At 63.4% G+C, this 21,498-nt stretch carries 16 protein-coding genes and 1 tRNA gene; 6 read left to right on the top strand and 11 right to left on the bottom strand.

The window, feature by feature from the left end:
* Position 1: 1 nt before the first annotated feature.
* From ACO07D_RS07360 to ACO07D_RS07335, 6 genes are all read right to left on the bottom strand, one after another.
* The gene (locus tag ACO07D_RS07360; RefSeq protein WP_421702310.1) at positions 2-1,585 is read right to left on the bottom strand and encodes an ABC transporter substrate-binding protein; all 1,584 of its coding nucleotides are present in this window, start codon (positions 1,583-1,585) and stop codon (positions 2-4) included.
* A 124-nt stretch (positions 1,586-1,709) separates the two neighbouring features.
* Positions 1,710-3,689 (bottom strand): CocE/NonD family hydrolase, encoded by a 1,980-nt coding sequence (locus tag ACO07D_RS07355; protein ID WP_421702309.1) that lies wholly within the window; start codon positions 3,687-3,689, stop codon positions 1,710-1,712.
* Between the two features lie 72 nt (positions 3,690-3,761).
* Complete coding sequence (locus ACO07D_RS07350; RefSeq protein ID WP_421702308.1) at positions 3,762-6,413, bottom strand: TRAP transporter large permease subunit; 2,652 nt, start codon at positions 6,411-6,413, stop codon at positions 3,762-3,764.
* 19 nt (positions 6,414-6,432) lie between these two features.
* Positions 6,433-7,425: a TRAP transporter small permease subunit gene (locus tag ACO07D_RS07345; protein WP_421702307.1), complete on the bottom strand. Its 993-nt coding sequence runs from the start codon at positions 7,423-7,425 to the stop codon at positions 6,433-6,435.
* A 104-nt stretch (positions 7,426-7,529) separates the two neighbouring features.
* Positions 7,530-8,618, bottom strand: coding sequence for a TRAP transporter substrate-binding protein (locus ACO07D_RS07340; protein WP_421702306.1), 1,089 nt, complete (start codon positions 8,616-8,618; stop codon positions 7,530-7,532).
* A gap of 287 nt (positions 8,619-8,905) precedes the next feature.
* Entirely contained in the window at positions 8,906-9,847 is a 942-nt protein-coding gene (locus tag ACO07D_RS07335) for a LysR family transcriptional regulator (protein ID WP_421702305.1), read from the bottom strand.
* 51 nt (positions 9,848-9,898) lie between these two features.
* On the opposite strand from ACO07D_RS07335, the gene ACO07D_RS07330 reads away from it, so the two are divergent.
* The gene (locus tag ACO07D_RS07330) at positions 9,899-11,503 is read left to right on the top strand and encodes a GMC family oxidoreductase (protein ID WP_421702304.1); all 1,605 of its coding nucleotides are present in this window, start codon (positions 9,899-9,901) and stop codon (positions 11,501-11,503) included.
* A gap of 156 nt (positions 11,504-11,659) precedes the next feature.
* Here ACO07D_RS07330 and ilvD read toward each other — a convergent pair whose 3' ends face one another.
* Positions 11,660-13,492, bottom strand: a complete 1,833-nt coding sequence (gene ilvD, locus ACO07D_RS07325) for a dihydroxy-acid dehydratase (protein ID WP_421702303.1) — start codon at positions 13,490-13,492, stop codon at positions 11,660-11,662.
* Positions 13,493-13,860: 368 nt separating this feature from the next.
* Here ilvD and ACO07D_RS07320 point away from each other — a divergent pair, with 368 nt between their 5' ends.
* Positions 13,861-14,901 (top strand): hypothetical protein, encoded by a 1,041-nt coding sequence (locus tag ACO07D_RS07320; protein ID WP_421702302.1) that lies wholly within the window; start codon positions 13,861-13,863, stop codon positions 14,899-14,901.
* A gap of 36 nt (positions 14,902-14,937) precedes the next feature.
* Here the strand turns inward: ACO07D_RS07320 and ACO07D_RS07315 are convergent.
* The 4 genes from ACO07D_RS07315 to ACO07D_RS07300 form a co-directional block, all read right to left on the bottom strand.
* Positions 14,938-15,013, bottom strand: a tRNA-Thr gene (locus tag ACO07D_RS07315).
* A gap of 61 nt (positions 15,014-15,074) precedes the next feature.
* Positions 15,075-16,625: a heme biosynthesis protein HemY gene (locus ACO07D_RS07310; RefSeq protein ID WP_421702301.1), complete on the bottom strand. Its 1,551-nt coding sequence runs from the start codon at positions 16,623-16,625 to the stop codon at positions 15,075-15,077.
* 10 nt (positions 16,626-16,635) lie between these two features.
* Entirely contained in the window at positions 16,636-17,916 is a 1,281-nt protein-coding gene (locus ACO07D_RS07305; protein WP_421702300.1) for a hypothetical protein, read from the bottom strand.
* A 78-nt stretch (positions 17,917-17,994) separates the two neighbouring features.
* Positions 17,995-18,696 (bottom strand): uroporphyrinogen-III synthase, encoded by a 702-nt coding sequence (locus tag ACO07D_RS07300; protein ID WP_421702299.1) that lies wholly within the window; start codon positions 18,694-18,696, stop codon positions 17,995-17,997.
* A gap of 71 nt (positions 18,697-18,767) precedes the next feature.
* Here ACO07D_RS07300 and tsaD point away from each other — a divergent pair, with 71 nt between their 5' ends.
* From tsaD to ACO07D_RS07280, 4 genes are read left to right on the top strand one after another with little or no spacing between them, the layout of a single operon-like run.
* The gene (gene tsaD, locus ACO07D_RS07295) at positions 18,768-19,865 is read left to right on the top strand and encodes a tRNA (adenosine(37)-N6)-threonylcarbamoyltransferase complex transferase subunit TsaD (protein WP_421702298.1); all 1,098 of its coding nucleotides are present in this window, start codon (positions 18,768-18,770) and stop codon (positions 19,863-19,865) included.
* On the top strand, positions 19,862-20,803 hold the full coding sequence (locus ACO07D_RS07290; protein WP_421702297.1) for an NAD(P)H-dependent glycerol-3-phosphate dehydrogenase: 942 nt from the start codon (positions 19,862-19,864) through the stop codon (positions 20,801-20,803). Before tsaD ends, ACO07D_RS07290 begins: the two co-directional genes overlap by 4 nt.
* A complete protein-coding gene (locus ACO07D_RS07285) occupies positions 20,804-21,073 on the top strand; it encodes a YciI family protein (RefSeq protein ID WP_421702296.1) in 270 nt (89 codons plus the stop codon). It abuts the gene before it with no gap.
* A complete protein-coding gene (locus ACO07D_RS07280) occupies positions 21,070-21,489 on the top strand; it encodes an EVE domain-containing protein (protein ID WP_421702295.1) in 420 nt (139 codons plus the stop codon). The genes ACO07D_RS07285 and ACO07D_RS07280 overlap by 4 nt, the downstream gene beginning before the upstream one ends.
* Positions 21,490-21,498: the final 9 nt, after the last annotated feature.

Below are 21,498 nucleotides of genomic sequence, written 5' to 3'. Positions count from 1 at the left end.
CTTAGCCCACGAGCCACAGTTTCGCCGGAGCGTAGTTGTTCATGATGTCGAAGCCGGCGGACGGACCCCAACCCGCAACCTTGTCGGTGGTCGCGTCGATGAAGTCGTTGAACATCGGGCAGATCAGCCCGCCCTCGTCGCGCAGGATGGTCGACAGGTCGGCATACATCTGGGTCCGGGTCGCTTCGTTCAGCTCGGCACGGGCGGCAAACAGCAGCTGGTCGAACTGTTCGTTGAAGAAGCGGGTGTCGTTCCAGTCTGCGGTCGACAGGTAGGCGGTGGACAGCATCGCGTCCTGGGTCGCCCGGCCCGACCAGTAGCTGGTGCAGAACGGCTTGTTGTTCCAAACTTCCGACCAGTAACCGTCATTCGGCTCACGCTTAATCTCCAGATCAATGCCGGCGCCTTTCAGCGACTGCTGGAACAGCGCGGCGGCATCCGGCGCACCCGGGAAGGAGTTGTCCGAGGTGCGCAGCAGGACCGAGCCTTCGTGGCCCGAGGCCTTGAAGTGCGCGGCGGCCTTCTCCGGATCATACTCGCGCTGATCGGTCTCGGTGAACAGCGGGTAGGAAGCGTTGATCGGCGTGTCATTCCCGACCGAGCCATAGCCGAACAGGATCTTGTCGACCATTTCCTGGCGGTTGATGCCGTATTTCAGCGCCATCCGCAGGTCCTTGTTGTCGAAGGGCGCGGTGTTGGCATGCATGATGAACACATAGTGGCCCGGACCGGCGGTGGTGTGCACGTTGACGCCCGGTGCGCGCGAGATCAGACCGGCGATCTTCGGCGGCACGCGGTTGGCGATATGCACCTGACCCGACTGGATCGCGGACATGCGCGCGGTGTCATCGTTGATCGGCAGGATCTCGATGCTTTCGGCATAGCCCATGCCGTCCAGCCAGGCATGCGGGTTGCGCTCGAACACGGTGCGCACGCCAGCTTCGTGTTCCTTGATCATGTAGGGCCCGGTGCCGATCGCGGCGGTCGGGTTGTCCTTGCCACCATTGGGCTGGATCATCAGGTGATAGTCGGTCAGCAGATAGGGAAGGTCGGCGTTCGGCGTGTCCAGCTCGATGACGAAGTCACCGTTGTCGACGCGCATGTCCTTGATGCCCCGCAGGATGCCCAGCGCACCGGATTTCGACTCCTCGCCCGCGTGACGTTCCAGCGTCGCCAGAACATCCTCGGCCGTCACCGGCTGACCGTTCGAGAAGCTGATCCCCTTGCGGATCTTGAAGGTCCAGGTCTTTGCATCCGCAGAAGCCGAGAATTCCTCGGCAATGATCGGGTCCAGACCACCGGTTTCGCTCAGCTCCAGCAGCGGCTGGGCCCACATGCGGATGATGGTCGCCATGGTCGGGTTGGTCGACAGCGCCGGGTCAAGGCTGTCAGTGGCCGAGCCGCCCGACACCGCAATCTTGATCGTGCCGCCCATGACCGGACCGGCGGCATTGGCCGCAGTCGACAGGAAGGTGCCGGCGGCAGTGGCGCTGAGGCCCAGGGCCGAAGCACGGCCCAGGAAGGATCGGCGGTTCATCTTGCGCTGAATCACGCGCGAGGCGAGATAGTCGAGTTCTTTGGACATTGAGAGCTCCCTGAATGGCGGCCCCTTTGGGGCCCTTGTTGTTTTTTGCACCGGTTAAGCTTTGCCCAATAATTTGCATCGGGCAAGGGTTCTGTCGTTTTCAGATGGCCTGAAAGCGACACACCTACAAGCAATTGCGAATTATCTGCGGTTCTTCGTCGCGGGCATGCAGAAGTGTACCGCCCTCATAGGCCTCGATTCGTGCGCGAAGGTGGAAATGGGTCGCGTCAGACCACATACGTGTCGAGGCTTCGGTCCGCACCGACCAATCGCCCCGCCGCAAGGTCTGGGTCCAGCTGGTTTCCCCAACGGCAGATGTGGGGTCATCCGGGTGAATGACCCAGCGTTCCCGCGCAATGGTGCCTGTGATCAGACCATGATCGGCATCCTCAATCTCGCCAAAATCATCCTCGATCATCAGGGTCATGTAACCGGTGCCGTGATCGGTCTTGGTCACCCGGCTGTTGGAAGCTTCACGCAGGGTGCGCGTGACCCAGGGATCCGCCGCATCCGGGGTCTCGAACTGCCACTCGTCATGCTCCGCCGTGGGCCGCACCGGCAGGTCCAGATACCCCCCCGTCAGGGTCAGCATGGCCTGTTCCGGCGCAGGCCAGACCATCGGCCAGTAGGCGTTCGAGATCGACACGCGCAACCGGTGCCCGGCGGGCAGGCGGTAGGCAATCTGGTCCAACTGCAGGGTCAGCCCGACCTCTTCCCCCACAGGCATAGGCTGAGGGGCGGCTGCGCTGTCGCGATGGGCCAGGTTCAGCACACCCCATGTGATCCGGGTCGAGGCACCATCCGGGTGGACGTGGCACAGGCGAACGGCAATCTGCCCCTGCGGCTTGTCCGACATCAGACGCAGGCGCACCGCAGGAGCGCCGACGATATCCATATCCGCCGCGATCGGCGCGCTGTCGAAACAGATCGACAAGCTGTCATCACGCCGCTGGTCGCCCGGCAGTTCCGGCCCCAGCCAGATCGCGCAATATTCACCGCCCGCATAGCCGGTGGTCTGGATCGACGAGATGATCTCGGACAGCTCGGCACCACCATCCCCCAGGCTGCGCCCGCGCCCGAAGGGCAGGCGCTGCACAGGCACTTCGCCGGGGTCCCTGGACATGGCAATCCAGCGGCCCGGGCGGTGTTCATACCAGGTCGCAGGCCGCACCCCGTCCATCAGGTAATAGCGCAGGTCCGGGTCGTCCTCGACGCCCGTTTCGATCCCCTTCAACCACTTGTCCCACCAACGCAGCGCCTCCTGCAGGAAACCGATGCGCGGCTCGGGCACGGCAAAATGCGGGTATTTGTGCACCCAGGGGCCGATGATGCCCTTCGCGGGGGCGGAAAGGTTGCGCACCAGCGCCGGGACGGCGTTCTTGTAGGCATCGCCCCAACCGCCCACCGCCAGCGTCGCGGCCTTGATCGCCGAGTAATCCTCACTGACCGAGCCATGCTGCCAATAGGCATCCCGTGATTGATGTTCGAGCCATTTGGCGGCCAGGAAGGGCAGGCTTTCCAACCGCTCCAGCCACATATCCCGCCATTTGTCGCCCACCAGCGCCGGGTCGGGCGGGCGCGAGCTGTAGCTCCACATCGTGCCACCCCAGCCGAGGTTTTCGCTCAAGAGGCAGCCGCCCTTGTAGTGGATGTCATCAGCAAAGCGGTCGACGGTGGAACAGAGGGTAATGATTGCCTTCAGCGGCGCCGGGTCCAAGGCCGCCACCTGCAGCGCGTTGAACCCGCCCCAGCTGATCCCCATCATGCCGACGTTGCCGTCGCACCACAGCTGGGCGGCGAGCCAGTCGATCACCTCCAGCGCATCCGCCTGTTCCTGCGGCGCGTATTCGTCCTCCATCAATCCTTCACTGTCGCCGCTCCCACGCATGTCGACACGGATGCAGGCATAGCCCCGCGCGGCGAAATACGGATGCGTCAGCGCGTCCCGTGCGCAGGTGCCGTCGCGTTTGCGATAGGGCAGGTATTCCAGGATGGCCGGAACCGGCCTGCCATCCGCCGGGCGCCAGATACGGGCCGACAGTCGGGTGCCGTCAGAGAGCGTAATGCCCTCGTCCGGCAGTTCGATGATCTCATGCAGGGTCATGGGACCATGGGGAAAGGAAAAGGGCGCCCCGTCAAGTGCCGGAGCGCCCTTTTCAATGTCGTTTTGAACCGATCAGAAGTTCAGCGAGATATCGCGGTGGTAGGACGAACAGCTCGCCAGCTCCAGCGCCTGCTCGCGCGTGAAGCGCTCTTGCAGGCGCACGCCCAGCGTGCCGCGGATCCCGTCCATATAGGCCTGGATCCCCGGTTTCAGGGCCTCCGCCTCGGCACGCCAGACGAGCTGTTCCTCGAAGGCGGCGACGGCCTTGTCGAACTCCTCAAGCGCCTTCTCGCGGTCCGGCGTGCGGGCGCGCAGGGCCTTGCGGGCCTTGTCCAGCGCCTTCTTGACGTCGCTTGCCCCGTCAACCGAACCGAACTGCCGTGCCAGATCCTTGACCAGTTCCTGGCTTTCATCCTCTGACAGGCTTTCGATCTGGCTCCGCAGCTCACGCAGCGGGGTTTCGAGCGCAGCAAAGGCCTCGTTCGCGTCGATCACTGCCAGCACCTCGACCGCGCCTTCCCAGGCGCCATCGGCGGCCCGGCGATAGGTGGTGCGGGCCTTGGTTTCGGCCGTGGTCAGCTCAGCGAAGGTCTTGTGCACCTCCTCCCACGAGCCCGGGATAGTGGCGTCCAGATGTTCGGCTTCGGCCCGCAGCGCAGCAACCTCGGCTTCCAGCGCGGCACGGGCGTCGGCCTGCGCCTCATCGCGCATGCGCCCGGCGCGGGTTTGCAGCTCCTTGGCTTCGGCTTCCAGACGGCGGATCTGCTTTTCGATCCCGCGCACAAGAGTCAGCTGCGGACGGTAGTCGCCCGAGGCCGCCTCGACCGCGTCAGCCGCGACAAAGACCGCCTTGATCTGCTCAAGCGCCTTGTCGGCATTGCCGAGCGTATCCTCGAAGTCGCCAGCCAACCCCTTGGGCAGCACCGACAGGTCCAGACCACGCGCGGCCTCGATCGCCTGCACGGTCGCGGCTTCCTCGGCCAGCTTCGCGCCGACATAATCCTCAAGACACAGTTGCAGCTTCGGGTTACGCGGCGGCGGGCTGCTTTCCGACAGGAAGCTCACCCGGTTCGGCAGGTAGTTCACCAGCGGCGGGTAAAGCCCGACGATGGCCAGCGCGATCAGCTGCAAGGTAATGAAGGCGATCACACCCTTGTACATCTGCACCGTCTTCACCACCGCCGGCGCCACGCCGCGCAGGTAGAACAGCGCAAAGCCGAAGGGTGGGGTCAGGAAACTGGTCTGGATATTCAGACCGATCATCACGCCCAGCCACACGGCGGTAATGTTCGCCTGCGGATCGGCCAGCAGGATCGGGGCGACAATCGGCACCACGACCACGGCGATCTCGATGAAGTCCAGGAAGAAGCCCAGGATGAAGATCACCAGCATGACGATGACGAACTGTGTCCAGAACCCACCCGGCAGCGAGTTCAGGAACTCGCGCACCAGCTCTTCGCCCCCGAAGGCGCGGAAGGCGGCGGTCAGCATCGCGGCGCCCAAGAGGATGATGAAGACCAGCGCAGTCGTCTTGGCGGTCTCCAGCATCACGCCTTGCAGGGTGGCTTCCAGTTTGAACACACGCCAGCCCGACCAGATCAGCGCGGTCAGGAACATCAGCGTGGCAAGCACGCCCAGCGCGATGCCCAGCTGATCACTGCCATTGCTGACGGCTTTCACGTTCATCTCGAAATTGGACAGCGCAAATCCGACCACCACCAGCGAGGCGATGGCCAGAAGGGCGGGTGCGTAAAGCCCCTTGGACTGTTCCGGCAGGCGATAGCCCGCCATGATCATAGCGCCCGCAGCGCCGATGGCACCGGCCTGGTTCACCGTGGCGATACCGGCAATGATCGAGCCCAGAACCAGAAAGATCAGCGCCAGCGGCGGCACCAGGGTGATCAGCACGTTCTTGACGAAATCGCCATCATACTTGCCCTCGTAGGGCACGGCAGGGGCCTGTTTCGGACGCAAGATCGCGTAGACCAGGATATAGACCATGTAAATCGCGACCAGCAGAAGACCCGGAACGAAGGCACCCAGGAACATTTCGCCGGCAGAGGTCGAGGCCACGTCGAAGGTCGAGGGCATCGACAGCTCGCCGGTCGCGTCCTTGTGCAAGGCCTTTCGCAGCGACGACGCCTGGTCTGTGGCCGAGGCCAGCTGGTCGGCCAGGATGATCAGCACGATCGACGGCGGAATGATCTGCCCCAGCGTACCGGACGCGGCAATCGTACCGGTCGCCAGCGACGGCGAATAGTTGTTGCGCAGCATTGCAGGCAGCGAGATCAGGCCCATCGCCACGACGGTGGCGCCGACGATCCCGGTGGTGGCGGCCAACAGCGCGCCCACGAAGACGACCGAGATGCCCAGACCGCCCGGCACCGGGCCGAACAGGCGGGCCATGGTGACCAGAAGGTCCTCGGCGATCTTCGAACGTTGCAGCATGATCCCCATGAAGATGAAGAGCGGGATGGCGATGAGCGTATCCCTCTCGACCTCCCAAAAGACCCCTCGGAGGTTGGTCACCCCCGCCGACAGCCATTGCTGCGGTCCGCCGGAGTGGAAGAAGGCATCAGTGCCTCCTCCGAACAGGTAACCGGTTCCGGCCGCCAGGCCGATGGTGATGATCGCAGCACCCGGCAGCGCGAAGGCGACGGGAAAGCCCGAGCCCAGCGCCATGGCCATGATCAGGATGAGAAGGGCGAGGAAGAAAAGTTCCATTGTCGTGTCCTATCCGTTCTCAGTGCGCCGCGGGGGTGATGTCACGGTGACCGGGCTCATCCCGCTTGTCCGCGACCGCGTCGAAGAAATAGCTGACGAACTGGATCAGCATGGTAATGGCGAAAAGGCCCAGGAAAGCGGCCATCTGGTATTTGATGAACATGCCGACCGAGCCGGTCTGCGAAACCTCGAAGTTTGCAACCGGGCTGTTGATGATCGACCGGGCGCCGTTGAAACCGATGCCGATGATCACCCAGCAGGTGCTCATGCCCAGGGCGATGGCGCCGATGGCGTTGACGAAACCGCGGGTCGTGGGACCAAAACCCGCGTACAGCACGTCGACGCGCACATGGCCTTCCTCGAACAGCGTATAGGCCGAGGCGAACAGGAACAGGGCGGCGTACCAGTAACGCACCAGGTCGCCCATCAGCGCCTGTTCATAGGAAAAGACGAAGCGCGAGATCACGATCAGCAGCTCGGCGACCACGACCATCAGCGCCAGCCAGGTAAAGCCCAGCGTGCGGGTGAAGAAGGCCAGGATGAAGCCGACGGCAATCAGCGGCATGTGGATATAGGGACCGACCCAGCGCGCCTTGCCGAACACCCGGGCGGTCTCTTCGCCCAGGAGCGCGTCAAAGATGTTTTCGACCCGCATGAAGGCGACCGTGGCATCGACGATGCCGACGAGGAAGACCGCCCAGAACAGCGCGCGGATCAGATAAACGTTGAAACTGTGCACCAAATGCGCATCCCAGCGCAGCGCGGTGGTGGTTGAGCGCATCACATACGCCACGGCAATGACGATGGAGACGCCGTAGATGGCAAGCTCCAGCCAGGTGCCGGCAGTGGCGCCGCCCGAGATGAGCGAGGTCACCGGCGCGATGCCGAAGCCGACGGTCAGCACGTTGTTGACCAGGAAGGCGAACAGAACCGCCAACATGCACCAGCCGAACAGGCGGGCAAGGATAGCGGGATCGCCGGTGCGCGGAATTTCGATGGGTGTGCTGGCCATTTGGTCCCCTCAACTGGCAGCGCGGGCGGGTTTTGACGCCTGCCCGCTTTGAAAAAGAGCGGGACCGAAGCCCCGCTCCCATGTGTTTTGCAAGCGGTATGGGCTTAGCCGCCCAGACCCAGCACGCGGTTGCGCTCGTTCACGAACTTGGTTTCGAACAGCGCCATGGCGCCGCCGATTTCGCGCAGCGCGGCCTGGAAGGCGTCGTCGACTTCGACGGCCAGGTCCGAGTGATCGCGGGTCTCTTCGAACACTTCCGCGGCAGCTTCACCGAAGGCATCCCAGACGTCTTCGCCGAACTCGCGCACTTCCACGCCCTGCTCGTCGATCAGTTTGGCCAGGTACTGACCGTTCAGCGCCATCGCCTCTTCGTACATGTTGGCGGTCTCTTCGGCCGAGGCGGCCTCGATCACGGCGCGCTCCCAATCCGACAGGCTTTCCCACCAGGCTTTGTTCATGCCCAGCGCCAGGTTGGCGTTCGGCTCATGCATGCCGGCGGTGTAGTAGTACTTGGCCGCTTCATAGAACTTCATGAAGTAGTCGTTATACGGACCCACCCATTCGGTCGCGTCAATGGCGCCCGAAACCAGGTTTTCGTAGATCTGGCCACCCGGCAGAGACACGGTCGACACGCCCAGTTTCGACATCACGTTGCCGCCCAGGCCCGGGATACGCATCTTCAGACCCTTCAGGTCTTCGGGGCTGTTGATTTCCTTGTTGAACCAACCACCCGCCTGGGTGCCGGTGGCGCCGCAGACCAGCGATTTCAGGCCGAACTCGCCCGACACCTTGTCCCACAGGGCCTGACCGCCGCCGAATTTGACCCAGGCGTTCCATTCCACCACGGTCATGCCGAAGGGCACGGCGGTGAAATAGGCAAACGCCGGGTGCTTGCCGACCCAGTAGTAGTCCGCGGCGATATAGGCCTGCGAGTTGCCCGAGGCGACTTCGTCAAACGAGTCGAACGCACCGACGCGTTCCCCGGCGGCGAAGTATTCGACGTTGATCGCGCCGTCCGACAGCTGGCCGATACGGGCAGCCAGACGCTGGGCCGAGATCCCCAGACCGGGGAAGTCGCGCGGCCAGGTCGACACGATGGTCATGGTCTTACCGCCTTGGGCGAGGGCCGGGGTCGCCAGCGCGGTGGCACCGGCACCAAGGGCTGCGCCCTTCAGGAATTTACGACGTTCCATTTGAAAAAATCTCCTCCGAGTTTGGACAGTATTCTTGTCACAACGCACCCGGCCGGGTGTCCCGGCAGGGGCTGCACGCCAATTACTACGGAAGTGGGACTAGATTTCAAATGGATTTTTCCTGAAGTGGTAATATATCTTTACCAACCAAATGCCTCGTTTGAGGCAAGCCCAGCAAAATCACGACCTGCGCCGAGGACATTAGGTATTTCTACCCTACGCCCGCCTGACGAGAGTCCGGTTTGCTTGACGCAAGGTAATGGCGTGGAGCGAAGCAGCTTCCCCACCTACTCTACAGTGCTTGGTTGAAAGCGAAACAAGGCGCTCTCCTTTCGCACGGCGCTGACAATGAAATCGGCCGCGGTGCGAATGCGGGGTTGGTCGCGAATATCCTCGGGGATCAACAGCCAATAGGCGCGTTGAAATGCAACACGTTCAGGCAGGACCGGCACAACGCCCCGGTCCCGCGCCATGTAGCTGGGCAGGACGCCCAGACCCGCTCCGCCGCGCACCGCATCCAGCTGGGCCTGCACGGTGGCGGCGCGGTAGGTCTCGACCAGGCCCGGATGGATCGCGCGGTTGAAGTCCAGCTCGTCTGTATAAAGCAGATCACCGATATAGCCGACGAAGGGAAACCGCCGCAGATCCTCGGGGCTCCCGGGCGGCCCCAACCGCGCCAATAACTTGGGTGCGCCATAGAGCCGCAGGTCATAATCCACCAGCTTGCGCCGCACCACACGCCCGGTTTCGGGCCGTTCCAGGCTGATCGCGATATCCACATCGCGTTTCCACAACTTGTGTGCACGGGGCACCGGCACCAGCTCGAAAGCCATCGACGGCTGCGCCACTGCCAACTGCGGCAGCACGCGCGACAGGAAGGCATTGCCGAACCCGTCCGGCGCGCCGATCCGCACCGTGCCCGACACATCGCCCTGCCCCGCCAGCCGGTCGCCAATGGCCGTACCCGCATCCTCCATCCGCTGCGCAAGCGCCAGGATCTCGACCCCGGCCTCGGTCAGGCGAAAGCCTTCACCCCGCTCGAACAGCTCCACCGACAGGCTGTCGGTCAGCCGCGCGATATGGCGGGCTACGGTCGTATGGCTGACCCCCAACCTCCGCGCGGCCCCGGTCAGGCTACCCGCGCGATGCGCCTCCAGAAAGAAACGAATATCGTCCCAGTGATAGAGCATTTGAACCCTTTCGAACGATCCCTGTGCGTAATCGTTCATTGCTTGCGGTCACTCTTGCCCCGATCCTGCACGCGATCAAGGGAGGCGGCCATGAAACAGCTGGGCAATTTCGACTATATCATCGTCGGCGCGGGCTCGGCGGGCTGCGTGCTGGCCAATCGGCTGTCCGAGGATGGCACGAAACGCGTGCTGCTTCTGGAGGCCGGGGGCAGCGACAATTACCACTGGATCCACATCCCGGTCGGCTACCTCTACTGCATTGGCAACCCGCGCACGGACTGGATGTATTCGACCCAAGCCGAACCCGGGCTGAACGGGCGCGAGATCCTCTATCCGCGCGGCAAGGTTCTGGGCGGCTGCAGTTCGATCAACGGCATGCTCTACCTGCGCGGCCAGGCGCGGGACTACGACATGTGGCGCCAGGCCGGGAACACAGGCTGGGGCTGGGACGACGTGCTGCCCTATTTCCTGAAATCCGAGGACCACTTCGACGGTCAGACCCCGATGCACGGCGAAGGCGGCGAGTGGAAGGTGAACAAGCAACGCCTGAGCTGGGAGCTTTTGGACCGTTTCGCCGATGCCTGCGAGGCGGCAGGCATTCCGCGCACCGATGATTTCAACACGGGCACGAACGAGGGCGTGAGCTATTTCCAGGTCAACCAACGCAACGGCTGGCGCTGGAGCACCGCCAAAGGCTTCCTGCGCCCTGCCAAAGGCCGGGCCAACCTGGTGGTGGAGACGGGCGCGCAGGTCGAACGACTGCTGTTTGACGGCAAACGTGCCACCGGTGTGCGCTTCATCCAGAACGGCGGTCCGGTGGAGGCGCGAGCGAATGCCGAAGTCATCCTGTCTGCCGGCGCCGTGAACTCGCCCCAGATCCTGATGTTGTCGGGCATCGGACCAGCGGATCATCTGAAGGGTCACGGGATCGAGGTCCTGCACGATGCGCGTGACGTCGGTGGCAACCTGCAGGACCACCTGCAACTGCGGCTGAGCTATAGGGTCGAGGGGGTCAAGACGCTGAACCAGCAGGCGACGACGCTTTGGGGCAAGGCCGGTATCGGGCTGCAATACCTGCTGACCCGCTCGGGCCCCATGTCGATGGCCCCAAGCCAGCTGGGCGCCTTCATCCGATCCCATGAAAGCGTCGAGACGCCGGATCTGGAATACCACGTGCAACCCCTGAGCCTTGCCAGTTTCGGTGGTGATCTGGACCCGTTCCCGGCCTTTACCGCCAGCGTCTGCAATCTGCGTCCCGACAGCCGGGGCAGGATCCGCCTGGCCTCGGCCAACGCAAGTGACGCACCGCTGATCGCCCCCAACTACCTGTCGACCGAAAGCGACCGCCTCACCGCCATGCGCGCGATCCGGCGCACGCGTGAGATCGTCGCCCAGGCTCCGCTGGCGCAGTTCAATCCCGAAGAAGTGCGCCCCGGCCCCGCCTATGAGACCGACGAAGAACTGGTCGAAGCGGCGGGCAATATCGGCACGACCATTTTTCACCCGACCTGCACCGCCCGCATGGGGCAGGATGAGCACGCGGTGGTCGACGAACGCCTGCGCCTGCGCGGGGTAGCGGGGCTGCGGGTGGTGGATGCCTCGATCATGCCCAATATCGTCTCGGGCAATACCAATTCACCCACCATCATGATCGGCGAGAAAGCTGCAGCAATGATCCGCGAGGATGCGCGGTAGGAGTTTTCGGAAACGGAAGGCTCCCGCCCGCCGGGGCTGCCTTCGGCATCCGCGACCGTTGGGCATGGCTCATGCTGCGCATGAGCCTTGGGGGGATCACCAAGGGAAAAGCCCCAGCGTTTCCGCCGGGGCCTAGATCATTCCATCAGGGTCCATTCAGACCTTGCGCACGGCCCCCTTGGCCGCCGAGGTGGTCATCGCGGCATAAGCCTTCAGCGCGGTCGAGACCTTGCGCTTGCGCGGCTCGGCCGGGTGCCAGCCCTTTTCGTCCTGCGCCTTGCGGCGGGCGGCCAGCTCCTCGTCCGAAACGGCCAGGTTGATGGTGCGGTTCGGAATGTCGATCTCGATCTTGTCGCCGTCCTGCACCAGGCCGATCGCGCCGCCCTCGGCGGCTTCCGGCGAGGCGTGGCCGATCGACAGACCGGACGTGCCGCCCGAGAACCGCCCGTCCGTCAGCAGCGCGCAGGCTTTGCCCAGGCCCTTCGATTTCAGATAGGAGGTCGGGTAGAGCATCTCCTGCATCCCCGGACCACCGCGCGGACCTTCGTAGCGGATGACGACCACGTCGCCCTCTTTCACCTTGCCGGTCAGGATGTTGTTCACCGCCGCATCCTGGCTTTCGCAGACATGGGCAGTGCCGGTAAAGGTCAGGATGCTTTCATCCACACCAGCGGTTTTCACGATACAGCCATCCTCGGCGATATTGCCGAACAGGACCGCCAGACCACCATCCTTGGAAAACGCGCTTTCAGCCGAGCGGATCACGCCATTGTCGCGGTCCGTGTCCAGCTCCTTGAACCGGTTCGCCTGGCTGAACGCCTGGGTCGTGCGCACGCCACCCGGCGCGGCCTTGAACAGGCTTTCGGCCTCGGGGTTGTTGGCGACCTTGATGTCCCACTTGGCAATCGCCTCACCCATCGAGGCCGAGTGCACGGTGGACACGTCATTGTGCAAGAGACCCGCACGGCTGAGTTCGCCCAGGATCGAGAAGATGCCACCGGCGCGGTGCACATCTTCCATATGCACGTTGTGGATATTCGGCGCGACCTTGCACAGGCAGGGCACCTTGCGGCTGAGCCGGTCCATGTCGGTCATGTCGAAATCGACCTCGCCCTCCTGGGCAATCGCCAGCAAGTGCAGCACGGTGTTGGTCGACCCACCCATGGCAATGTCCAGGGACATGGCGTTTTCAAACGCCTCAAAAGTCGCGATCTCTCGCGGCAGCAGGCCCTTTTCCTCGTCCTGGTAATGCCGCTTGGTGATCTCGACGATCTTGCGCCCGGCCTCCAGGAACAGCGCCTTGCGGTCGGCATGGGTGGCGAGCGTCGAGCCATTGCCCGGCAGCGCCAGGCCCAGCGCCTCGGCCAGGCAGTTCATCGAGTTCGCGGTGAACATGCCCGAGCACGAGCCGCAGGTCGGGCAGGCGTTTTCCTCGATATGCTGGACCTGCTCGTCGGTGAACTTGTCATCGGCGGCGGCAACCATGGCGTCAACCAGGTCGATCTTGTTCATGTCCAGATCGGCAATGTCGATCTTGCCCGCTTCCATCGGCCCGCCCGAGACAAAGATCACCGGGATGTTCAGACGCATCGCGGCCATCATCATGCCGGGCGTGATCTTGTCGCAGTTCGAGATGCAGACCATCGCGTCGGCACAGTGCGCATTGACCATGTATTCGACACTGTCGGCAATCAGCTCCCGCGAGGGCAGCGAATAGAGCATGCCGTCATGGCCCATCGCGATGCCATCATCCACGGCGATCGTGTTGAACTCCTTGGCGACACCACCGGCGGCCTCGACCTCGCGCGCGACCATCTGGCCCAGGTCCTTCAGGTGCACGTGCCCGGGCACGAACTGGGTAAACGAGTTCACGATGGCGATGATCGGCTTGCCGAAGTCACCGTCTTTCATCCCCGTCGCGCGCCAAAGGCCACGCGCGCCCGCCATGTTGCGGCCGTGGGTCGAAGTTCTGGAGCGATAGGCTGGCATGGTTGCACCTGGCTTGATTGATTGGACGGCACCCTTTTGGTCCTTCGCGGGTGAAGAAACAAGGGGGGAGGCCGCCCAGGCGGTGCTTTCGTGATCTTCCTGGGAGAAAATGGCGCCTGTGTCTCGCGCAAACTACTTGAAGCAACGCAGATATTATCCCCAGATAAGAGGATCGTGCAGTAAATGTTTAGTGACTAACGCTCACTAACCAGGTTGCAAATGCCCCCAATGCCGCCTTACCGTCGCGGCATTCACACAGCAAAAGGCATTTTTTGTAAATGGCACGAAGGAAACCTGTTCGAGTCTACCTAGATTCTCAAGATTTTATTAATTTTTCCCATTCGCCTAGGAGCGTACGAAGCGAAGAAGTGTTCCTAGAACTCCTCACGCTGAAACAGGAGGGAGTGGCAGAGTTCGGTATCTCGTTGCTTCACGTCGCAGAGGTACTTAACCCGGACAACCGTGACTATTCCGGCTACCATAGGCACACAGGAAAAGTGATCCACGCGCTGACAAACGGTAATGCTTTTCCTTACCTATCTGAGGCCCTCGACGGGTCAGCCAGCTTCCCCAATGGCGGGCTTTGGTTCCCTAAGCAGGGCGTCGATGGCTTGAAGGGGCTAATTGATGAAAAATATATCAAAAAGACAATCCTAGAGCAGATTGGTAGTGATCCCGCAATTACGCGACAACAGAGAAGGGCTGTCACTAAACCCAAAAACCTCGCGGAGTTCTTTCATAAGAGTGACTTCGAGCTCCCGCCACTGTTTGACGTTATTGGATTTTCGAAGAGAGACATTGCAATACTGATTAGCTCACCCGCTTTGAAGCGCAGAGACCTTAGAGATCGACTAATGCGTTTCCTCTCAGACCCGCGATACTACTGCGAAGCAATTTCAAGTGTACGCCCCGGAGAGAACCCGGTTCGGGAGTTGCTAGATCAGTTCTTTGAAACCGCAAAGTGTGACCTATTAAAACTCCAAGACGCCTTACGCGAATACAAAGACGTTTACGAAGGTGCTCAAAAAAATGCCCGTGAAATTGAAGAAATTGAGAAGCGGCATCTCGGAGCGAAAGGGTCTGGCACGAAGAGAGCAAAGGAGCAGCTAAAGCAGATGAGGCGCGAGAAGAATGCAATAATAAACGGCATCTCAATCCCGCTAGACCCCGAACGTTTCTCCTACCTGCGCTCCTATTTCGAAGGATTGTATCGGGTTGATGGAGACTCACAGCCTTCCGAAGTGATTGACCTCTTACACTTGGGATACCACTCAGATGTTGACCTCATTCGAGTAGACGGACGAGTAGCAGAGATTTTGAAGAATGACCCACTTCTAAAAGGGAAATTGGTTTCGCGTCTTTCTGATCTACCCAAGGAGATTGACCGCATCTACCAAACGATAGGGTAGAAGGTTTTCTTGTTCCCAACTTTTCCCAAGGGAAAATGGTGCCGATGATAGGACTCGAACCTACGACCCACGCATTACGAATGCGTTGCTCTACCAGCTGAGCTACATCGGCACGCGCGGCGTCTTTAGCATCCCCGCAAGGGATTGGATAGCCCCAAAATACGGGGCCACCGTCAGTGTTTTGCTTCGACTTCCGGGGCCAGGATTTCACCGTCCACGGGGGCGTCTGCATCCACGTAATCGGCGTGGGGCGGTTCGGGGGTGGTCTCTGGCTCGACCTGCGCACCATCCATCTGTTCCGCCTCTTCGACCACCTCGGCCTCGACCTCCGGTGCCGGTTCCGATGTCGGTGCGGCGACGATCAGGGGCAGCATGTCGGAACCTGCCATGACAGAAGCTTCGCTTTCCGGTGGGGTCTGCCAGGACAGGGTGTCGAAGCCACCGCAATTGTCACAGACCGGCGCCCAGGTGCCGTGGATGTGGTTGCAGTTGTCGCAGACCCATTGCGGCCCGCGCGGGGCGGTCACGGCCTTGGCAAGCCAGGCGCGGATCACCGCGTCCTCGGCCCCTTCGCCGCGTTCGATGGCGGCCATCAGGGTCAGCGAGCGCTGGGTCGGCTGGGTGTCTGCCAGGTCACCCAGGGCAGCGCGGGCGGCCGGGAAATCCTCGGCCGCGATATGCAGCTCGGCCAGCAGCATGCGGGTGTCAGCGTCGCCCTCGCGGTGTTTGGTCAGCGCGCGGAAGCGCTTGAGCCGCGCGGCAGGCGCCTCGTCCGGTTCGATGGCGGCAAAGGCCGCGGCCAGATCCGGGTGGGGCTGGGCGATCCAGGCCTTGGTGATCACCTTGGTGGCCTGACGTTTCTTGCCCTGTTCGACCAGCGCGCGCGCGGCCATGGCGGCGGCGGGCACCAGGTCGGGGCTTTGCTTGTTGGCCTCGATTGCAGCCAGCTGTTCGGCCTCACTGGCCGCGCCATTCAGCAGCACACCGGCCTCCGACAAGGCCAGGACCGCATCGCGCCGCTTGTGAACGTCGCGCGGCAATGCGCCGTATTTCAGCTTGGCACCCAGGGTTTGGCGCGCGCCGGTCCAATCGCCGCTGTCGGCCTGCAGTTTCAGCAGAGTATCCTGCGTGTCCACATGGCGCGGCTGCAGGGCGAAGGCCTTTTCGGCCAGCTTCATCGCGACGTCGGTGTTGCCCTTGTCCAGCTCCGCTTTCATCAGCCCGCGCACGCCGACAAATCGGGTGCGATCATCCTTGAGCAGTTTCTTGTAGGCCTGATCGGCGCGGATCTTGTCGCCCTGCATCTCGGCGGCCTGGGCAACCAGCAACGTGGTCAGCTCGGGCTTTTGCAAGTGGCGTTCGGCCTTGGTGGCCTTGGACAGCGCCGTCGCCCCGTCGCCCGAGGCCAGCGCCATCATCGCCTCGCCCACCTCGCGGTAACCCTTCTGTTCGCGATTGCGATCGAAATAGCGGGAGATGGCGGTTTCGTCGCCATTTAGGAACTTGAACACTGCATGCAGGAAACCCAGCACCATCAGGCCCAGCCAGACGACCGCGACCAGCAGCACCGCCGCGATGGCGGCTTGCAGCACGCCCAGCGACAGCTCCCACCCGCCGAACTGGATCAGCAACCCACCTTCGCTTTCCAGCAGCCATTCAGCGCCAAGGGTCAGCGCGGCAACGGCGACCACGAAGAGGATGATCTTGAACAGGGACCACAGCATCGTCGTTACCTCACTTGTTCAGTTGGGTGGCGAGCGCCTGGCCCGCATCCAGGGCCGCCGCGCGGGCCTGGGCAGTGGAAATCCAATCGGCCAGCGCCGGTTGCGCGGGGTCGGGCAGGCTGGAAAGCTCGCTCAGCGCCACGGCAATCTGACCATGGCGCAGCGCCTCTTCGGCGCGCGACAGCACCGCGTCGGCATCGTCGCCCTCCTTGGGCTCCAAGGAGCGCACGCCAAGTTGCGTGCGCAGGAAGGCCTGGGTGCGGCTCATCGAGCCATCCTCGACCGCCGCCTGGATGGCGATGTCGAGCGCTGCGCGGGCCGCCTCCGGAAAACTTTCTTGGAGCGCAGCCAGGGTCGGCACACCATCGGCGGCCATGGCGGGCAGCGGATCGGGCAGAGGGGCGCCCATAACTTCGGTCAACTCCGCCGCGGAATCGGCGAACGGCGCACCGCTGTCCAGCGCGGCCATAACACCGGCAAGAGCAGCCCGGGTCGCGGCATTGGCCGACAGCGCCTGGGCGTCCTCCTGTACCGCACTGACCTTGGCCAGTTCCGCTTCGAACATCGCGCGCAGCTCGGTCAGCTCGCGCTGATAGGCGGCGGCTGCCGCCTCGGCCGCCTCAGTTCCGTCGCCGGTGGGCAGCTTTTCCACAGCGGTCAGGCGGTCATCCAGATCAGCCAGAGAGGCGGTTACACCGGCCAGCGTTTCGGTCAGCTGCGCCACCGCATTGTCACCCTGCAGTGCAGAAATCTGCGCCGCGGCTTCCGCGTTGGCCGCATCTATCGCGTCCAGACGCGCCGCCTGCGCCTCGACCTGCGCGGCCAGCGGGTTCGGCTGTTCGGCCGCTTCGGGAAAAGGCCACTGATCCGGATATTGCGCGCCGACAAAGCCCAGCCCGGCAGCGATCACACCGCCCAGAACCATCGGTGCGAAACCACCCCGGCGCGGGGCAGGCTCGGCGGCGATCGGGGTCGGGTCCGCGGGTGGACCAACGGCAGGTTCGGGTGCCTCGTCGGCGAGTGCGTCTTCCGGCGTGTCCTCGATGGGTTCGGCGTCGGCATCTTCCACCTCGACGCGGTCCTCTTCGCTCAGAACAACTTCAGGCAAATCTTCGACAGTTTCCGCCTCGGCTACACCACCGTCTTCGTCGACTTCGGGCTCCGAGACCTCTTCCACCGTATCAGGCGCCGCCTCCTGCGGCGCCTCCTCGGGGGTGGTTTCTTCCAGGATCACGGCTTCCTCTACCGGTTCCTGCACCTCTTCCTTCGGGGTTTTCGGGGACTTGGCCACGTGTTTGAAACCTCTCGAATCTTCCCGGCGACATCGGCCGCCCTCGGTTCTCAACCCTATATGTGCGCCCGTGGGGCCTCAAGCAATCTCGCCACGCAAGGCTGCGGCAATCCGCTCAATCATGACGTGCCCCTCGGGGCTGGCGCAGATTTCGGCATCCCGCCCGGTCACCGACGCATATTCCTGCGCCACCGCCTCGGACAAGGCAATGACATGCACCTTCGCCCCCGGACGCGCCGCCTTTCCAACCAACCGGGCAGAGCGCGGCGAATAAAGGGGAAGAACCAGGGGGCCGTCCCCTTCGATCAGCCGGATCGCATCGCGGGTCATGTCAACGGCGTCCTGCGCATAGACCACCGCCTCATGCGTCTCGATCCCGGTCGAGCTGAGCGTCTGCGCGATCTCGCCCCGCGCATGTTCGCCCCGCAGATGCAGCAGAGGCGCAGGCGCGCCGGTTTCCAGGATCCGCTCCACCAACCGCGCCGCGTCCAGCGCGACAACCCCCACGTCTGCGCCCCGTTCGCGCGCGGCCTCGCCGGTGCGCGCACCGACGCAATGCACCCGGCGCCCCACCAGGTCGGGGGCCGCCGCCACTCCATTGACCGAGGTCAGGATCAGCCCGGCATAACCGTCCAGCTTGACACCGACATCACGCTTTTCGATCTCAAGCACAGGGGAGATCAGACAGGCGATTTCCTCGCCCATCGCGTCCTGCACATCCGCCAACACGCGGCGCGACTGCGCCTCGGGTCGGGTCAGAAGAAGGATCGGTTGGCTCATGAAACTGGCGGGATTGTCTGAAACACCCTCAGGTGTTACCCCGGCAGAACCCTTTGCGCAATGGCGGTGAGATGACTGATAGCGTAACCATCCTGGGGCTTGAGAGCTCCTGCGACGATACCGGCGCCGCGGTGGTGCGCCACGTGGTCGGCGAAGCGCCCGAGCTTCTGTCCAACGTGGTGGCCGGACAGACCGAGCTGCACGAGGCTTTCGGCGGTGTCGTGCCCGAGATCGCCGCGCGTGCGCATACTGAAAAACTGGACCTCTGCGTCGAACAGGCGCTGGCCGAAGCCGGGCTTGGTCTTGGTGATCTTGATGCCATCGCCGTCACCGCCGGACCGGGTCTGATCGGCGGCGTGCTGGCCGGTGTCATGTGCGCCAAGGGGCTGGCCGCCGGAACCGGCCTGCCGCTGGTGGGCGTGAACCACCTGGCGGGCCATGCCCTGACCCCGCGCCTGACCGACCAGGCAGAATTTCCCTACCTGATGCTGCTGGTCTCGGGCGGCCATTGCCAGTTCCTGATCGCCAAGGGCCCGGACGAGTTCACACGTCTGGGAGGCACGATCGACGACGCCCCCGGGGAGGCTTTCGACAAGACCGCCAAGCTGCTGGGCCTGCCGCAACCGGGCGGCCCGTCCGTGGAACGCGAGGCGCGCGAGGGCAACCCCAAACGGTTCAAATTCCCCCGCCCGCTGCTGGACCGCCCCGGCTGCGACATGAGCTTTTCCGGGTTGAAAACCGCGCTGCTGCGTGAACGCGACCGGTTGGTGGCGGAACATGGTGGGCTGCGGGTTGTGGATCGCGCCGACCTCTGCGCCGGGTTCCAGGCCGCCGTTACGGATGTGCTGGCCGAGAAATCCCGCCGCGCCCTGCGTGAGTATATGGGTTTGGCACCGTCGGAACCTGTGCTGGCCGTCGCCGGGGGCGTCGCCGCAAATCAGGCCATTCGGGCCGCATTAGAGACTGTTTGCGCCGAGTTCGACACCCGTTTCCTGGCCCCACCGCTCGCGCTCTGCACCGACAACGCGGCGATGATCGCCTGGGCGGGGATCGAGCGGTTTCGCACCGGCCATCGCGACGGGTTCGACCTGGCGGCGCGGCCCAGATGGCCCCTGGACCGCAGCGCCCCGGCCATGCTTGGATCGGGCAAGAAAGGGGCTAAGGCATGAGCATTTCGATCCTCGGCGCGGGGGCTTTCGGCACCGCACTGGCCATTTCCATGGCGCGCGACGGGCGGCCGGTCACGCTCTGGGGCCGCGATGTGGCCGATATGGGCCGCGAGAACGCCCGCCGCCTGCCCGGCCATGCCTTTCCCGACAGTCTGCGCGTGACCTCGGACCTTGCCCAAGCAGCAGAGTCCGACGTCCTTCTGCTGGCGACGCCAATGCAGCAACTGGCCGGGTTCCTGGCGACGAACAAGGCTCTATTTCACCTCAGAACGCTGGTTGCGACCTGCAAGGGCGTGGATATGCAGTCCGGGCTGGGCCCGGCCGAGATCATCGCAAAGACCGTACCCGATGCCGCGCCCGCGATCCTGTCCGGTCCCAGCTTCGCCGTCGACATCGCCGCAGGTCTGCCCACCGCCCTGACCCTGGCCGTCGAGGATGGCGAGGCGCTGCAAGCGGAGCTGTCCACCGACAACCTGCGGCTCTATCGTTCCACCGACCTGGTGGGCGTCGAACTGGGTGGCGCACTGAAGAATGTCATCGCCATCGCCTGCGGCCTCGCCATGGGCGCGGGCCTGGGCGAAAGCGCCCGCGCCGCGCTGATCACCCGCGGTTTTGCGGAGATGCAGCGCTTTGCCGCCCTGAAAGGCGCGCAGCCGGAAACGCTCGCCGGGCTTTCGGGTTTCGGCGACCTGGCCCTGACCTGCACCAGCTCCAAATCCCGCAACTATGCTTTCGGACAGACCCTGGGCCGCGGCGAAACGCCCCCAGAGGGAACCACCGTCGAGGGGCGCTGGACCGCCAAAGCAGTCTCTAATCTGGCCCAAGAGGCCGAAATCGACATGCCGATCACCAATGTCGTGGTGGGCATTCTGGACCAACACATCACCATCCGGGAGGGGGTGGACATGCTGCTCTCCCGTCCCTTGAAGGAGGAATGAATGCTCATCGCCGTGATCTGCACCGACAAGCCCGGAGCCCTGGAAACCCGCCTGGCCAACCGTGACGCCCATGTCGCCTACCTCAAGGAAACCGGCGCCGTGCAGGCCGGGCCCTTCCTGAACGACAAGGGCGAGATGTACGGCTCGCTGGTGGTCCTCGACATGGACAGTGTCGACGACGCCCACGCCTGGGCGGCGAATGACCCCTATGCGAAGGCCGGGCTTTTTGCCGATGTGCGCATCGAGGAATGGAAGAGGGTGATCGGATGACCTACTGGCTGTTCAAATCCGAAGTCTCGACCTGGAGCTGGGACCAACAGGTCGCCAAGGGCGACGAAGGCGAGGAATGGGACGGTGTGCGCAACTACCAGGCGCGCAACCACATGCGCACGATGAAAGTGGGCGACCTGGGCTTCTTCTATCATTCCCAGAAGGAGAAGGAGATCGTCGGCATCGTCGAGGTCATTGCCGAAAGCCACCAGGATTCGACCACCGATGACGAACGCTGGGACTGCGTCGACATCAAAGCGGTGCGCAGCCTGCCCACCCCCGTCACGCTCTCCATGTGCAAGGACGACCCGCGCCTGGCCGACATGGTGTTGGTCAACAACTCTCGCCTGTCGGTGCAGCCCGTGACCGAAGCCGAATGGCAGGTCGTGCTGGAATTGGCAGGCGACAAGGGCTGAGATCTGACC

It is taken from the genome of Aliiroseovarius sp., from assembly GCF_965228805.1.
Taxonomy (GTDB): Bacteria; Pseudomonadota; Alphaproteobacteria; order Rhodobacterales; family Rhodobacteraceae; genus JASBTN01.
This window is presented reverse-complemented; position numbering and strand designations above follow the sequence as displayed.

Coding starts and splice junctions, on each gene's coding strand:
- ACO07D_RS07310 (WP_421702301.1), bottom strand. CDS start 16,625: ATGCTGTGGTCCCTGTTCAAGATCATCCTCTTCGTGGTCGCCGTTGCC.
- ACO07D_RS07290 (WP_421702297.1), top strand. CDS start 19,862: ATGAGCATTTCGATCCTCGGCGCGGGGGCTTTCGGCACCGCACTGGCC.
- tsaD (WP_421702298.1), top strand. CDS start 18,768: ATGACTGATAGCGTAACCATCCTGGGGCTTGAGAGCTCCTGCGACGAT.
- ACO07D_RS07355 (WP_421702309.1), bottom strand. CDS start 3,689: ATGACCCTGCATGAGATCATCGAACTGCCGGACGAGGGCATTACGCTC.
- ACO07D_RS07350 (WP_421702308.1), bottom strand. CDS start 6,413: ATGGAACTTTTCTTCCTCGCCCTTCTCATCCTGATCATGGCCATGGCG.
- ACO07D_RS07360 (WP_421702310.1), bottom strand. CDS start 1,585: ATGTCCAAAGAACTCGACTATCTCGCCTCGCGCGTGATTCAGCGCAAG.
- ACO07D_RS07330 (WP_421702304.1), top strand. CDS start 9,899: ATGAAACAGCTGGGCAATTTCGACTATATCATCGTCGGCGCGGGCTCG.
- ACO07D_RS07280 (WP_421702295.1), top strand. CDS start 21,070: ATGACCTACTGGCTGTTCAAATCCGAAGTCTCGACCTGGAGCTGGGAC.
- ACO07D_RS07340 (WP_421702306.1), bottom strand. CDS start 8,618: ATGGAACGTCGTAAATTCCTGAAGGGCGCAGCCCTTGGTGCCGGTGCC.
- ACO07D_RS07285 (WP_421702296.1), top strand. CDS start 20,804: ATGCTCATCGCCGTGATCTGCACCGACAAGCCCGGAGCCCTGGAAACC.
- ilvD (WP_421702303.1), bottom strand. CDS start 13,492: ATGCCAGCCTATCGCTCCAGAACTTCGACCCACGGCCGCAACATGGCG.
- ACO07D_RS07345 (WP_421702307.1), bottom strand. CDS start 7,425: ATGGCCAGCACACCCATCGAAATTCCGCGCACCGGCGATCCCGCTATC.
- ACO07D_RS07335 (WP_421702305.1), bottom strand. CDS start 9,847: ATGAACGATTACGCACAGGGATCGTTCGAAAGGGTTCAAATGCTCTAT.
- ACO07D_RS07300 (WP_421702299.1), bottom strand. CDS start 18,696: ATGAGCCAACCGATCCTTCTTCTGACCCGACCCGAGGCGCAGTCGCGC.